This is a genomic window from Streptomyces sp. NPDC031274 (assembly GCF_055570235.1).
Genome location: NZ_JBVIHP010000017.1, coordinates 82,845 through 95,759, shown reverse-complemented (window position 1 = coordinate 95,759; position 12,915 = coordinate 82,845). Strand labels below are relative to the sequence as shown.

Genomic DNA, 12,915 nt, shown 5'->3' with positions numbered 1-12,915 from the left:
AGCCTCCGTCCTCTCGTTGCTGAATGCCCGACCGGCGCCCTACCCATGGGCGTCGGCGTCCACCGCGATCTTCTCCGGATCAGCGTGCGGACGACGGACCGGTCGCGCGTAGCGCGGCCCGTCGCGCTTGATGCCCGCTACGGAGATTCACCTGAAACGGTCGGGGTGGTGGCAGGGGCGTCCGCGCAGTCAAGGAGTTCCAGCAGACGGTCGGCTTGCCGTTCCGCGGTGCCGGGTCGGTTCCTGGGATGGTCCGGGTCGTCGAAAGTGAGCAGGAACAGCCAGACCAGGGCGAGGAGCCGTCGGCACTCTCGGAGCCGGGAAGCTTCAGCGGGGGTCAGGTCGAAGTGCCCCAGGAACGCCGGGACATCAAGAGGGTGGTCCACCCAGCTCGACACATGTTCAGTGATCTCCGCCAGCTCGAAGGCGCGATCGCTACGGCCTGAGTCCTCGAAGTCGACGACCCGGACTTTCGAGCCGTCCCAGAGGTAGTTGGCGAGATTTCCGTCGCCAGGGCCGAAGACCGGGGGCACCGACGGCTCGCCCAAAGGGTCGAGGCCCGACTCGGCCAGCCACGCCAGACCCACGGCCATGGCCCGGGTCACAGGGCTGCCGGGGCGAGCGTAGGTGCTCGCGGGGAGGTGCGCGGACCAGGCGTCGACGTGGGCGATGAGTTCGCCTTGGCGTCCAGGTCTGAGGGGGATCTCGTCAAGTGCTGATGGGGGCACCGCGCTGTGCAGCGCGGTGACGGCTTCCGCCAGAGCCTCGATCTGCCGCTCGTCGATGGGGCTGCCGCGCAGAGGTCTGCCGCTCAGCCGGGACATCACCACGGTGGGCGTTGTGGCTGTGGGATCGGCGGACTCGGGCCGTGGTGCGAGCCCGGGAACGTAGGTGTCGAGCAGCCTCAGGGCACGCCACTCGCGCTCGCACCGCTCGCGATCCACGTCGCGGAAGCGCTTGATCACGCTCTCGGGACCCATCTCGATCGAGTGGGTGCTCCACCGGTCAGAACTCATGGGAGGCGATCCTGCCAGGTGCCAGGCCTGGTCGTAGAGGGTGGAGCATGTCGCGGGCCGTGCGCGGGAGTTCGGGCGTCATGCCGACTGAGCGCCCGGCGGCGGAGGCGTGGGCGCTGGTTGCAGGATGTCTGACGGCTTGTCCGCGGCGCGAGATCGCCGGACGCGAGTCGCACTGCGACGAGTCCGCATCCGGCCGCCCGCTTCCCGCTGCCCGTACCGGGGACGATGGGTTGGCAAGCGCTGGCGGCCGCCAAGCGCGATACCGCGCGTGGTGGCTGCTGTCGCAGCGTGATACCGCGCGTGGTGGCTGCTGTCGCATCAGGGATGCAGTGTGATCTTCCCGGGCACAGGAGTCGATTCGAGACGCTCGTGCGCGCGATGGGCCTCGGCGAGAGGGATCTGTTCGTCGATGATCGCCCGCAGGTGTGTCCGTGGCCGTTGCGGTACAGCCGCAGGAACAGAGCACCGCCGCGCCTTCAGGCAATCTCACCTCTCAACCAAGCCCGCCGAAACAATGCGATGAAGCTCGCACCGCCAGGCGTTCAGCGTTGCGCCGGTGCGGACGACGCGTTCTCGACGGTGTCGGCGAGCCGGGCGAGCATGCTGCGGTGTCGTAGCTGGAGGAGCGTGTCGAGTGCGGCGTTGTGCAGGGCGGCACCCGGTCCCCGCAGCGGGTGCTCATCGACGATGACCAGGGTCTGCCCGCCCCAGGGCCGTACCTCGATGGAGATGCGGGCGGTGCCGAGTCTTCCGCTGTCCGCCTCCAGCTCGATTCGGCGAGGCGGATCGACGTCACGCACGGTCGTCCTCCCGTTCCCTTTCCAGGGTCCCAGGCGGACGGTGTACTCGATCGCGGAGCCCAGCTCCGGCCAGTCGCTCCCGACCTGCCGGGACGAGTCCGGGCCCACCACCCATTCGCCGTACCGGGCCCCGTCGGCGAGGACCTCCCATACTGCTGCGGGTGACCGTCTGATCAGCCGGTGACGTACTGCCATTACGGCTCCCTGCATGCGTCGGGACGGTAGTGGACCGTTGGATCCAGCGTAGGACGGTCCACACCCCGCCGCCTACCCGCGAGAGAGCCCATGACGGGCCCGCGTACTCCGCCGCCGGGACCGAGCACGCATAGGCGCGACCTATACGGGGCATCGGTTTTTGGTCGTGGCCCTCCTCCTCCTCCGTGACCGTCTTCACCAACAAGGGGCGCCGCCTCTGTGTGAAGTGCGCCCGCGGGCCTCTGCCCGTGCCTGAACACCCCGACTCCGAGCGCTCGGAGGGCTGACCGCTCGGAAAGCTGACCGCGAGAGCTCCCGACACCCACCGTGTTACGCACTTCATGTCCGGGCAAGGCCGGGATCCGGAGCCACGTGGTAACTTCCGTATACAAGCTGTATGCGATTTCTGGGGGTAGTGGTGGCGTCGGGTCGGGAGAAGGCGTACGCGTACCTCAAGGACACGGTGCTGACGGACCCGGCGATGCAGGGCGAGTTCCTCTCGGAGCAGGAGATCGCCGATCGGATCGGCGTCTCGCGCACCCCGATCCGCGAGGCGCTGCTTCTCCTGGCCGCCGAGGATCTGGTCGATTTGGTCCCCAAGCGCGGTGCGCGGGTGGCACCGTTGTCGGGACGTGAGATCACCGAGCTGATGCAGCTGCGCGGGATCGTCGAGCGGTACGCGGCGCAGCACGTCATCGGCACGGGCCAGGCGCCGGTGCGGGAGTTGGGCGAGTTCCTCGAGCGGCAGCGCACGCTGAGCGGCCCCGACCAGGCCAAGGAATTCATCGACGTGGACCACCTCTTCCACTCGTCGCTCGTGGCGGCCGTGGGCAACACCCTCCTCGACCGGCATTACGAGGGGCTGCGCAGCCGTCAGGTGCGGGCCGGTGTCGTGGCCCTCTACAACCAGCAGGGCCGCCAGGACGCGGTGCTCGACGAGCACCGGGCGATCGTGGAGGCGCTCGCGGCCGGTGACGCGCAGGCCGCGTGCGCCGCGATCGACAGCCATCTGGAGTCCACGCTCAAGGTTCTGCTGGCCGGATAGGCGGGCGGCGCGGCTTGGGATTCGTGTCGGGCCGGAGGGCTCGCGCGTGAGTCTCGCGGGCCGGTCTCGGGCGCGAGCCCTTCGACCCGACGGGGAGAGGGAGTTGCGGCTCCGGTCAGCTCAACGCGGCTCCCCCAGACGGCGATTGGCAAGGACCGGGATCTTCTCGCGGACCGCAGCGACCTCGTCGGCGTCCACATCCGTCACCATCAGCTCGGGACCGGCCTCCAGGCGGTGGCGTACGGCCCCGTCGGGACCGACGAGCATGCTGTGCCCCACTCCGGTGGGCGCCGCGCCCCGGGCCTCGACTCCCCCGGTGGCCGGGTCGGCCTGGTCGACGGCCGCGACCCACAGCGTGGCGTCCAGGGCGCGGGCGCGCACCAGTAGCTCCCACTGATCGACCTTGCCGGGTCCTGCGCCCCAGGAGGCAGCCAGGAGGGTCGCGGTGGCCCCGGCGTCGGCATGCGCCCGGAACAGCTCCGGGAAGCGCACGTCGTAGCACGTGGCCAGGCCAAGTCGTACGCCGTCCACGTCGATGGTGACGACCCGCGATCCGGCGGCGACGGTGTCGGACTCGGCGTAGCCGAACGCGTCGTAGAGATGGATCTTGTCGTACGACGCTTCGACGCCGCGTCCCGTGGCCAGCAGCGTGTTGGCCACCCGGCCGCCGGGAGCCGGGGTGAACATGCCCGCCACGACGGTGATGCCCGCCGCCTCGGCGATGGCGCGGATTCCAGTGGCCCAAGGGCCGTCCAGGGGTTCGGCGAGCGGAGTCAGGGGCGTACCGAAGCAGGCCATCGACGCTTCGGGGAACACGACGATGTCCGCGCCGGCGTCGGCCGCCCGCGCGGTCCATTCCTCGATGAGGGCGAGGTTCTTGCCGGGCTCCGGTCCGGTGGTGAGCTGGCTCAGTGCGATGCGCACGGTGGTCCGCCTTTCGTCGTCGGTAGGGGGTGGATGAGGGCAGTGGTCACGGGACACGGGTGACAGACGCGGCCCTTGGAGCGGCACCGGCGAGCAGCTCGTCCTCCTTCTCGGCGTGGGCGGAATCCCTGCCGAGGCAGAGCCCGATGAGGGTCACGGCCGCCGCGGCGGCGAGGTAGAGCGCCAGCGGGACCCAGCTGCCGTAGGAACTGAGCAGGGCGGTGAAGAGCAGCGGGGCGATGGCTCCGCCGATGAGGCCCGCGAGGGTGTAGGCGAGCGAGGAGCCGGTGTAGCGCAGGCGGGGTGAGAACTGCTCGGCGACGAAGGCCGCTTGCGGGCCGTACATGAAGGAGTGGATGGCCAGGGCCACCACGACACCGCACACGAGCAGGATCCAGCTGTCGCCGTCGACCACGAGGAAGAAAACGAACGGCCACACTCCTGCGGCGAGGGCTGAACAGCCGTACAGCAGGCGGCGGTTGACCCGGTCGGACAGGGCGCCGGCAAGGGGGATGAGGAAGATCTGCAGGGAGGAGCCGAGCAGGACGGCCGTCAGGGCGGAGCCGCGGCTCATGCCCAGTTCGTCGGTGGCGTAGGTGAGGACGAACACGGTGAACATGGCGTACAGGACGTCGGGGGCGACCCGGCTGAGGATCGCGGCGCACAGGGCGCGGGGCTGGGTGGTGAAGACCTCGCGGATCGGCGCCTCGGGCCGGGATTCCTCGGCTTCCATGGCCTTGAAGACCGGGGTCTCCTCCAGCTTCGCCCTGATCCACAGGCCGAAGGCGACCAGGACGCCGGACAGCAGGAAGGCCACGCGCCAGCCCCAGGACAGGAACTGCTCCTCGGTCAGGAGCACGCCCAGAGCCGCGAGGACGCCGTTGGCCAGGAGGTTTCCCGCGGGCGGTCCGATCTGCGCGGCGGAGGCGTAGAAGCCGCGACGGCGCGGGTCACCGAACTCGCTGGACAGCAGGACCGCGCCGCCCCATTCGCCGCCGACGCCGACGCCCTGCGCGAACCGGAGGAGGACCAGGGCGATGGGGGCGGTGACGCCCGCGGTGCCGTACGTGGGCAGGACCCCGATGAGGAACGTGGCCACGCCGATGAGGACCAGGGTGGCGATGAGGACCTTCTTGCGGCCGATCACGTCGCCGAGCCGGCCGAAGACGAAGCCGCCCAGCGGGCGTGAGACGTAACCGACGGCATAGGTGGAGAACGCCAGGAGGGTGCCGGTGAGGGGGTCCTCCGAGGGGAAGAAGAGATCGCCGAAGACGAGTGCCGCGGCGGCGGAGTAGACCGCGAAGTCGTACCACTCCAGAGCGGTCCCGGTGAGGCTGGCGAAGAAGGCCCGGCGGATGCCGGAGCGGCCCGGCGAGACCGTCGGCGGGCCCTGAGGGGTGTGCTGCATGCTTCCCGATCCTTGCGTCGAGGGGACATCGACCTGGACATCGACCTTCCGGCATACTTCTTGTATACAGGTCGTATGCGCAACCCCCGCGCCGGAAGTTAACCGTGTCGAAACCCGCCCCCTTTGGAGTGCCCATGACCGTGCTGACCTTCGAACTCCCCGACGGCTCCACCCGTGATGTCGACGTCGTGCAGGTGCTCAACGCCGGATACGCAGGGCGTCAGCAGGCCGACGTGGCCGCGCACGTCGCCGAACTCGCCCTGCTCGGGGTGCCCGCACCGTCGGTGACCCCGGCGCTCTACCCCGTCTCCCCCTACCTGGCCCAGCAGACCGACCGGGTTGCCGCCCCGCACGCCCGTACATCGGGTGAGGCGGAATGGGCCCTGGTCGTCGCGGACGACGGCGAGCTGCTGCTGACTGCCGCGTGCGATCACACCGACCGCGACCTCGAGGTCCACGGCGTGGCCTGGAGCAAGAACGCGGCCCCCGACGTCCTGGCCCGGCAGGCCTGGCTCCTGACCGACGTCGAGGGGCGCATCGACGAACTGACGCTGCGCGCCTGGGTCACCTACGACGACGGCAGGGAGACCGAGATCCAGCACGGCACGCTCGCCGAACTCCTCACCCCCGGCTACTGGACGGACGTGCTGCGCGAACGCGGCGGCCTGACACCCGGCACCGTCCTGATCTCGGGCACCATCCCCATGGCCGACGGCGTGGACCAGTTCGCCGACGGCTGGCGCGTGGAGCTGGGCGACCCCGCCACCGGCAACACGATCCGCCTCGCCTACGAGGTGGTACCTCTCCCCCAGCCCATCGGCTGACCACACGCTCGTCCCGTTCCGCGGGCTCCCTGGCAGCGAAGTCCGACGATGCCCCGACCTCGGCGGTCGGCTTCCGCGACCACCTCGCCCCATCCCTTGAGGAACTCGGCGAACGACTCGAAGTCAGGTGTCCAGCCGGTCGGTACCGCCGCATGCCGCATGAACGGCTCTCGCAGGGTGTCCAGGTCAGGGGCTGCCTGAATCCAGTAGCCCCTGATCTCCGGGATGTCGTGCGGCGGGGCCCGCGAAGTCCCTGCCGTGCTCCCACCGCTCGCCCGCCAAGAAGTGAGGCTTGGCAGGAGCCGAGGGCAACTTCGATGCCCACTCCCATTCCGCAGGACCAGGGTCTCTGATCAAGCCCTGAAGTGCCGACCGGTCGGCGTCCCCTCACGTTGACATGTTTCTGTCGACATGCTGCTATAAGGCCCAGCTCAGCCGGACTTGTGCACGTCGCATGCCGCTCGGGCGCCGGATCGACAGCCACTTGACCGGGGGTGGCGCCCCCGAACCCAGAGCGAGGAATCATGCCGCAGCGCGCCGCGACCATCGTCGGCGGCGGCATCGGCGGCCTCGCGGCGGCCATCGCCCTGCACCATCGGGGCTGGCGCGTCGAAGTGCTCGAGCGTGCCCCTGAGTTCACCGAGATCGGCGCGGGCATCTCCCTGTGGCCGAACGCGCTGCGCGCACTGGAGGCGCTCGGTCTGGCCGATACCGTTCGGTCGCTCGGCGCCGTCGAGGCCACCGGCGGCGTACGCGATCGCCGTGGCCGCTGGCTTTCCCGTACGGACAATGCGGAACTGGCCCGCCGATTCGGTCATCCGCTGGTCGTCCTGCACCGGGCGGACTTGTTGCGGGTGCTCATCGAGGCGCTGCCCGCCGACATTCTGCGCTCGGGCAGTGAGGTCTCGGCGGTACGCGTCGATGGCCGCTCGCCGGTCGTCGAGCACGCCGGGGGCGAGTCCCGGCCCGACCTCGTGGTCGGCGCGGACGGGCTGCGCAGTGTGGTCCGCGGGGCGCTGTGGCCCGATGCGGACGGCCCCCGGTACGCCGGGTACTCCGCCTGGCGCATGGTCACCGAGCCCCTCCCCGAGCCGCCGTCCGAAGGTGCGGCGACCTGGGGTCGCGGGGAGCGATTCGGTTGTACGGCGCTGCCCGGCGGGCGGATGTACTGCTTCGCGACCGCCTCCCTGCCCGCGGGATCGGCGGCCGACCCCACGGCCGTCGGCACGACGGCCGCCGGCTCTCGCGAGTACGCCGAACTGCTGCGCCGGTTCGGGGCCTGGCCGGATCCCATCCCGGCCCTGCTGGCCGCCGTCCCCGAGGACGCGGTACTCCGGCACGACCTGTACGACCTGCCTCCGCTGCCCTCCTTCGTCCTCGGCCCGGTCGCGCTCCTCGGCGACGCCGCCCATGCCATGACCCCGAACCTGGGCCAGGGCGCGTGCCAGGCACTGGAGGACGCGGTCACCCTGGCCCACTGCCTCGACGGCACCACGGACGTGCCCGCCGCCCTCCGCTCGTACGACCTGCTGCGCCGCCCCCGGACCCAGCTGATCACGCGCCGTTCCGCCCGGCTCGGCGCAGTCGGCCAGCTGTCGTGGCCGCCCGCTGTTCTGCTGCGTGACACGGCCGCCCGGCTGGTGCCCGCGCGGGCGACGCTGCGTTCCATGACTCCGGTGCTGGCCTGGACCCCACCAGGTGACCCGGTGACCGGGACCGAGCACAAGAACGGGAACGAGAACCGCTGATGCCGGACTGGACGTATCACCCGCTGCGCGGCGCGGCCGCCGCCGTGTTCGGCCTGCGCCGTTCGCAACGCACCGCCCTGCGGTTGCTGGCGTCGATCGGTTCCCGTCCCGCGGGCGCGCGCTTGATCGCCCGTGGGTTCGGCCACCGGCATCCCCCGGAACGGCTCGCCGGTGAGATCGCCGGGGTGCCCGTGACCGTCCGTCTCGGCATATCCGTCCCGCCCTCACTCGCCCGCGAAACGGTCCGCGCCATGTCCCCGCTGGGGGCGGGCGTCGTCGAGGTGGCGCCCGTCTCGGCGGCCGACGCGCGGACCGTCCGCGAGGCTGCCGTCGGCCGCTCGATCCCGATGGTCGTACGCACCTGCGACCCGGAGGCCGAAGCCGCCCTCGAGCTCCATGTCGACGGGTTCACAAAGAGCGACGACCCGCACGTCATTCACCTCTCGGATCCGTCGGTCACCGCCGCCGCGGCAGCGCTCGAAGAGCCGGGCGCCGTCGTCCTCGCCCGGCCGGAGGTGCTCGTGGCGGCCGGACCCGGCTGGTTCGCGCGAGTCACCGAGGCCGCCACGCCCACCGCACCGCCTCCGGGCCCGCGGGACGTCGGCCGCGATCCCCGCCGCTGGCCCGCCTGGTGGTGGGCGCTGCTCGTCGGGCTCGGTATGACGGGCGCCGGGCTGGGCGCCGCGGCGATCACGCTGGGCCCTGTGCTGCTCTGGTACGACCGCGACTATCTCGGCATGACGCTGGACGAACTGCACGCCGCCAACCACCACCTCGTGCACTTCCTCCAGCACGACCGGATCACCATGGCCGGCACGATGGTGTCGATCGGCGCTCTCTACACCGGCCTTGCCGTGGGCGGCATCAGACGCGGCTGGCCCTGGGCCCGCGAGGTGTATCTGCTCTCGGGGGCGCTCGGCTTCCCCACCTTGTTCTACTTCCTGGCCACCGGCTTCGTGGAACCCCTGCACGCGGCGACCACTCTCGTGCTGTTCCCGATGTTCGTGATGGGGGTCCGCCGTTCCCCGCACGGCCCGCGGTGGCGCCTGGCGCCCGAGGGGCCGGAGCCCGAGCGCCGACGGGCCCTGGTCGGCCAGCTCCTGATGATTCTCACGGGAGTGGGTCTTCTCGTCGGCGGAGCGGTGATCTCAGTGGTCGGTCTGACCGATGTCTTCGTCCCGACCGACCTGACCTTCCTCGGCACCGACGCGCACACGCTGGACGCCCTGAATCCCCGGCTCGTGCCGTTCCTCTCCCACGACCGCGCGGGTTTCGGCGGTGCCTTGATGTCCGCCGCGGTGGCGATCGTGCTGCTCAGCGCATGGGGCTGGCGGCGTGGTGAAGCCTGGGTGTTCTGGACCCTGGCCGCGGCGGCCGCAGCAGGTTTCCTGCCGGCCGTCGTGGTGCACGGCTCGATCCACTACACCGACCTCATCCACCTCGCGCCGGTCTATTTCGGCATCGCTCTGACCGCCACCGGCCTGCTCCTCGCGCGTCCGTACCTCTGCGCCAAGGTGTCGGCGGCGAGTCCGAAGACCTGACGCTGGTCACGTGGTCAGTCCGCCGGGCCGCCGCCGAGTCCGATCTCGTTGCCGTCCGGGTCGCGGAAGGTGGCCTTGCGGACGCCGTTGGCGTAGGTCTCGCGCACGTCCGGTTTCAGGCCCCGCTCGGCGATCCGGGAGATGCGGGCATCGAAGTCCTCGACGAAGAGGGTGTGCAGGGCGTGCCCGGCGTGCTCGGGCCGCACCTCGATGAACACGTACCGGTGCTCGGCGAGCTCCCACACCGCCTCGGTGTCGTTGGGCAGGAAGGACGGCGGCGAGCCAAGCAGTCGCTCGTACCAGGCCACCGCCACGGTGTAGTCGCGGACGGGAATGCCCGCGAACAGGTCTACGGTCATGGCGTCTACGGTCATGACGCCATGCTAAGCACGCGGATGCCCGCACGCGGGTCGGCGCAGCCACCCGCCTCACCTGGTCCGTGACGTACGCGAACGCCTGCGAGCCAAGGGCGGTCCGTGGGCGGCACGTTGGCATGCGCTGGCCTGCGCCAGCATGCAAGTATCCGATTTTCGCTTGTACCGAAGATCGTTCCATTGGAGGCTACGGGCATGCAAAATCAGCCGACATTCGTCTTCGTTCATGGCGCCTTCGCGAACTCGTTCTCGTTCGCGCCGCTGCAGGCCGAGCTCGCCTTGCTCGGACACCGTTCTGTTGCGCTCGACCTTCCGGGGCACGGGTTCGGGGCGACCTTCGCCGCGGCCTACCAGGCGCCTCAGGATCTCGATGCGCTCGCCGCCGAGCCTGGCAGCATCAAGGGGGTCACCCTTGCCGACAACGCCGCCCACGTGATCGAGGTCCTGGAGCGTGCGAAGCAGAACGGGCCGGTCATCCTCGTCGGGCACAGCAGGGGTGGCGCCGCGATCACGGCGGCCGGAAACGCCCGGCCCGACCTGATCGACCGGATCGTCTACGTCTCCGCCTGGTGCCCCGTCGATCTGGACGTGGGCGGCTACTACACCGAGCCGGAGATGGCGGACGTCGACCCGGGTGCCTTCGCTGCGGCACTGGTCGGTAACCCGGCCGAGCTCGGTCTGCTCCGGGTCAACTTCCGGACCGCCGCACCCGAGACGCTCGCCGCGATGAAGCAAGCCTTCGCCGCCGACCTCACCGATGATGAGTTCCGTACGTTCCTGAACACCTTCCAGCCCGATGAGAACCTCGATGTCGGCACGTCGGCCGACCGGGCCCAGGCGTCGACGTGGGGTCGCATTCCCAGGACCTATGTGCGCCTGGCCGATGACACCAGCATGCCGCCCGCCGTGCAGGACCGCATGATCCGCGAGGCCGACGCGCTCACGCCCGACAACCCCTTCGATGTCGGGACCCTCGAGTCGAGCCATCTGAGCTGGCTCGTCCACCCGAAGCCCGCAGCCAAGTTGCTCGGGGCTCTCGCGGCGCGCTGACCGTCCGCCGCTCGTCGCTGCGGTACGTGAGGGGGTTCGGCGAGGTGTCCGCGCAGCCGAACCTCTTCGCTCCCTTCCGTCACTCCCTTCACGGATGCTGACCGGGCCCTCGATCGTTCCCCGCGAGTCTGCTGGGTGAGAGGTCCGTCGGATCCTCACCCGCTTCAAGGAGTGTGTCGGCCGGGCCGATGATGAGCGGGTCCGCCTCTCCCACCGCGTCTTTGTCCATGGCCTCGTAGTCGACGCGCAGCAGCAGATGCCGGATGGCTTCAAGCCGCCCGCGGCGCTTGTCGTTGAACTTGATCACCGACCACGGTGCGTGGACGGTGTCCGTGGCGCGGAACATATCCACCTTGGCGTGGGTGTAGGCGTCCCACAGATCGAGCGAGGCCAGATCCGTGGGCGAGAGCTTCCACTGGCGTACGGGGTCGACCTGGCGGATCGCGAAGCGTGTGCGTTGTTCCGCACGGGAGACGGAGAACCAGAACTTGACAAGGACGATGCCGTCATCGGTGATCATCTTCTCGAACAGCGGGGCCTGCTGGAGGAAGTCCTCGTGCTGTTGTGGGGTGCAGAAGCCCATGACGGGCTCGACGCCGGCCCTGTTGTACCAGGAGCGGTCGAAGAAGACGATCTCCCCCGCGGCCGGCAGTTGTGCGACGTAGCGCTGGAAGTACCACTGGCCCGCTTCCCGTTCAGTGGGCTTGTCCAGCGCCACGATGCGGGCCCCTCGGGGGTTGAGGCGCTCGGTGAAGCGTTTGATCGTGCCGCCCTTGCCCGCGGCATCGCGCCCCTCGCACACGATCACGATGCGCCGGCCCTCCTCGCGCACCGACCTCTGCAGCTTCAGGAGCTCGATCTGCAGGATCCGCTTCTGGCGCTCGTAGGCCTTCCGCCTCAGCTTCTGCGCGTAGGGGTAGTTCTCCTGCCAGGTCCGCAGCGGGCCGCCCTGCCCGTCGCGCAGCACCGGGCGCTCCGGCCGGGCATCGTCCACCGACAACCCGTCCAGCAAGCCCTCCCCGTCCTTGTCGTCCGATGCCACGCCGTCTCCTCTCGTCGGCACGTGCCACCATCTTTCTACTTCCCGCCAATGAGCACTACTCCGCAGAGATCGGCCAGAGGCAACGCAGCGAGCGGAACACCGCCCAGCAGTGATCGCGAGCCCGGTCTCCAATTTATCTTGCACGGGCGAAGGCATGGGAGTTGAAGATGGACGCACAGGACGCACAGGACGCACAAGATGCGCAGGACACGGCCAAGCGGCTGCGGGCGATCAGTGGTGAGTTGTCGGACCGTTTCTATGAACGGGCCGACGTGGTGCGGACGCTGGTGGTGACATTGCTGGCCGGGCAGCATTCGTTGGTGCTCGGGCCGCCCGGAACCGCGAAGTCCGAGATGGCCCGGGAACTCACGGGCCGGGTCGAGGGGGCGTCCTACTGGGAGATCCTCCTGTCGAAGTTCACCGCGCCGACGAGGATGTTCGGCCCCATCGACGTCGCCGCGCTGGCCCGGGGTGAGTACCGCCAGGTCTACGACGGCCGCGCCACGACCGCGCACGTCGCGTTCATCGACGAGATATTCAAGTGCTCCACGGCGGCACTGAACGAGACGCTGGCGCCATCATCGCGTGCGTGGGCACGTCGCACCCCATGTACGTGGCGGCGCCGGGCGGAATCACCCGGGAGGCGTGGGCCAAGGCGTGCGCACTGGCGCTCCTTCGACGAGTGCGACGTCACCGAGGAATGGACGCGCGGCTGGAACGACGCCAAGCACCTGCTGGGCTTCCGTGTCTTCGGCGTGGCCATCGGAGCCCCGCGCGCCGCCGACGCCGGTTCGGTCCTGGAGTCCCTGTGCGACAACCTCCGCTCCATCGAGGACCTCACCGACGTCCACGCCGCCGCCGACCTCTTCCGCGTGATCTGACCCGGGCCCGCTCCTCCTCCCGCCCCCCCCGGTTCCAGTGCGCTGAAACCGTCGTGAAACCCCG

Annotated in this window: 11 protein-coding genes and 2 pseudogenes; 7 read left to right on the top strand and 6 right to left on the bottom strand. The window is 70.0% G+C overall.

The genetic code is table 11. The features are described 5' to 3' along the window. Window positions 1–137 precede the first annotated feature (137 nt). Together ACZ5CR_RS26055 and ACZ5CR_RS26050 are read right to left on the bottom strand one after the other, a co-directional pair. Entirely contained in the window at window positions 138–1,016 is an 879-nt protein-coding gene (locus ACZ5CR_RS26055) for a phosphotransferase family protein (RefSeq protein WP_468861478.1), read from the bottom strand. A gap of 545 nt (window positions 1,017–1,561) precedes the next feature. Next, on the bottom strand, window positions 1,562–2,014 hold the full coding sequence (locus ACZ5CR_RS26050; RefSeq protein ID WP_468861476.1) for an SRPBCC family protein: 453 nt from the start codon (window positions 2,012–2,014) through the stop codon (window positions 1,562–1,564). A gap of 397 nt (window positions 2,015–2,411) precedes the next feature. On the opposite strand from ACZ5CR_RS26050, the gene ACZ5CR_RS26045 reads away from it, so the two are divergent. Continuing rightward, window positions 2,412–3,059 (top strand): GntR family transcriptional regulator, encoded by a 648-nt coding sequence (locus tag ACZ5CR_RS26045; RefSeq protein ID WP_468861473.1) that lies wholly within the window; start codon window positions 2,412–2,414, stop codon window positions 3,057–3,059. 120 nt (window positions 3,060–3,179) lie between these two features. Here the strand turns inward: ACZ5CR_RS26045 and ACZ5CR_RS26040 are convergent, their stop codons facing one another. After that, on the bottom strand, window positions 3,180–3,983 hold the full coding sequence (locus ACZ5CR_RS26040; protein WP_468861471.1) for a carbon-nitrogen hydrolase family protein: 804 nt from the start codon (window positions 3,981–3,983) through the stop codon (window positions 3,180–3,182). A 46-nt stretch (window positions 3,984–4,029) separates the two neighbouring features. After that, window positions 4,030–5,391, bottom strand: a complete 1,362-nt coding sequence (locus ACZ5CR_RS26035) for an MFS transporter (RefSeq protein WP_468861468.1) — start codon at window positions 5,389–5,391, stop codon at window positions 4,030–4,032. 134 nt (window positions 5,392–5,525) lie between these two features. Between ACZ5CR_RS26035 and ACZ5CR_RS26030 the strand changes: the two genes are divergently transcribed. The 3 genes from ACZ5CR_RS26030 (at window position 5,526) to ACZ5CR_RS26020 (ending at window position 9,504) form a co-directional block, all read left to right on the top strand. Then, window positions 5,526–6,215 carry a DUF2848 domain-containing protein gene (locus tag ACZ5CR_RS26030; RefSeq protein ID WP_468861466.1) on the top strand — a complete coding sequence of 230 codons (690 nt, stop codon included), beginning with the start codon at window positions 5,526–5,528 and terminating at the stop codon, window positions 6,213–6,215. Window positions 6,216–6,739: 524 nt separating this feature from the next. Beyond that, on the top strand, window positions 6,740–7,963 hold the full coding sequence (locus ACZ5CR_RS26025; protein WP_468861463.1) for an FAD-dependent monooxygenase: 1,224 nt from the start codon (window positions 6,740–6,742) through the stop codon (window positions 7,961–7,963). Next, window positions 7,963–9,504, top strand: coding sequence for a hypothetical protein (locus ACZ5CR_RS26020; RefSeq protein WP_468861461.1), 1,542 nt, complete (start codon window positions 7,963–7,965; stop codon window positions 9,502–9,504). Before ACZ5CR_RS26025 ends, ACZ5CR_RS26020 begins: the two co-directional genes overlap by 1 nt. A gap of 14 nt (window positions 9,505–9,518) precedes the next feature. On the opposite strand, the gene ACZ5CR_RS26015 is transcribed toward ACZ5CR_RS26020, so the two are convergent. Next, the gene (locus ACZ5CR_RS26015; protein WP_468861458.1) at window positions 9,519–9,878 is read right to left on the bottom strand and encodes a VOC family protein; all 360 of its coding nucleotides are present in this window, start codon (window positions 9,876–9,878) and stop codon (window positions 9,519–9,521) included. Window positions 9,879–10,073: 195 nt separating this feature from the next. Here ACZ5CR_RS26015 and ACZ5CR_RS26010 point away from each other — a divergent pair, with 195 nt between their 5' ends. After that, complete coding sequence (locus ACZ5CR_RS26010) at window positions 10,074–10,928, top strand: alpha/beta fold hydrolase (protein WP_468861456.1); 855 nt, start codon at window positions 10,074–10,076, stop codon at window positions 10,926–10,928. 88 nt (window positions 10,929–11,016) lie between these two features. Here the strand turns inward: ACZ5CR_RS26010 and ppk2 are convergent, their stop codons facing one another. Continuing rightward, a complete protein-coding gene (ppk2, locus tag ACZ5CR_RS26005; protein ID WP_468861453.1) occupies window positions 11,017–11,970 on the bottom strand; it encodes a polyphosphate kinase 2 in 954 nt (317 codons plus the stop codon). A gap of 167 nt (window positions 11,971–12,137) precedes the next feature. Here ppk2 and ACZ5CR_RS26000 point away from each other — a divergent pair. Both ACZ5CR_RS26000 and ACZ5CR_RS25995 read left to right on the top strand, forming a co-directional pair. Beyond that, window positions 12,138–12,542 (top strand): annotated as a pseudogene (locus tag ACZ5CR_RS26000) (AAA family ATPase); the annotation flags it as partial. Continuing rightward, window positions 12,542–12,851 (top strand): annotated as a pseudogene (locus ACZ5CR_RS25995) (hypothetical protein); the annotation flags it as partial. The pseudogenes ACZ5CR_RS26000 and ACZ5CR_RS25995, both read left to right, overlap by 1 nt. Window positions 12,852–12,915: the final 64 nt, after the last annotated feature.

Coding starts and splice junctions, on each gene's coding strand:
- ACZ5CR_RS26055 (WP_468861478.1), bottom strand. CDS start 1,016: ATGAGTTCTGACCGGTGGAGCACCCACTCGATCGAGATGGGTCCCGAG.
- ACZ5CR_RS26020 (WP_468861461.1), top strand. CDS start 7,963: ATGCCGGACTGGACGTATCACCCGCTGCGCGGCGCGGCCGCCGCCGTG.
- ACZ5CR_RS26045 (WP_468861473.1), top strand. CDS start 2,412: ATGCGATTTCTGGGGGTAGTGGTGGCGTCGGGTCGGGAGAAGGCGTAC.
- ACZ5CR_RS26030 (WP_468861466.1), top strand. CDS start 5,526: ATGACCGTGCTGACCTTCGAACTCCCCGACGGCTCCACCCGTGATGTC.
- ACZ5CR_RS26050 (WP_468861476.1), bottom strand. CDS start 2,014: ATGGCAGTACGTCACCGGCTGATCAGACGGTCACCCGCAGCAGTATGG.
- ACZ5CR_RS26015 (WP_468861458.1), bottom strand. CDS start 9,878: ATGACCGTAGACGCCATGACCGTAGACCTGTTCGCGGGCATTCCCGTC.
- ACZ5CR_RS26010 (WP_468861456.1), top strand. CDS start 10,074: ATGCAAAATCAGCCGACATTCGTCTTCGTTCATGGCGCCTTCGCGAAC.
- ACZ5CR_RS26035 (WP_468861468.1), bottom strand. CDS start 5,391: ATGCAGCACACCCCTCAGGGCCCGCCGACGGTCTCGCCGGGCCGCTCC.
- ACZ5CR_RS26025 (WP_468861463.1), top strand. CDS start 6,740: ATGCCGCAGCGCGCCGCGACCATCGTCGGCGGCGGCATCGGCGGCCTC.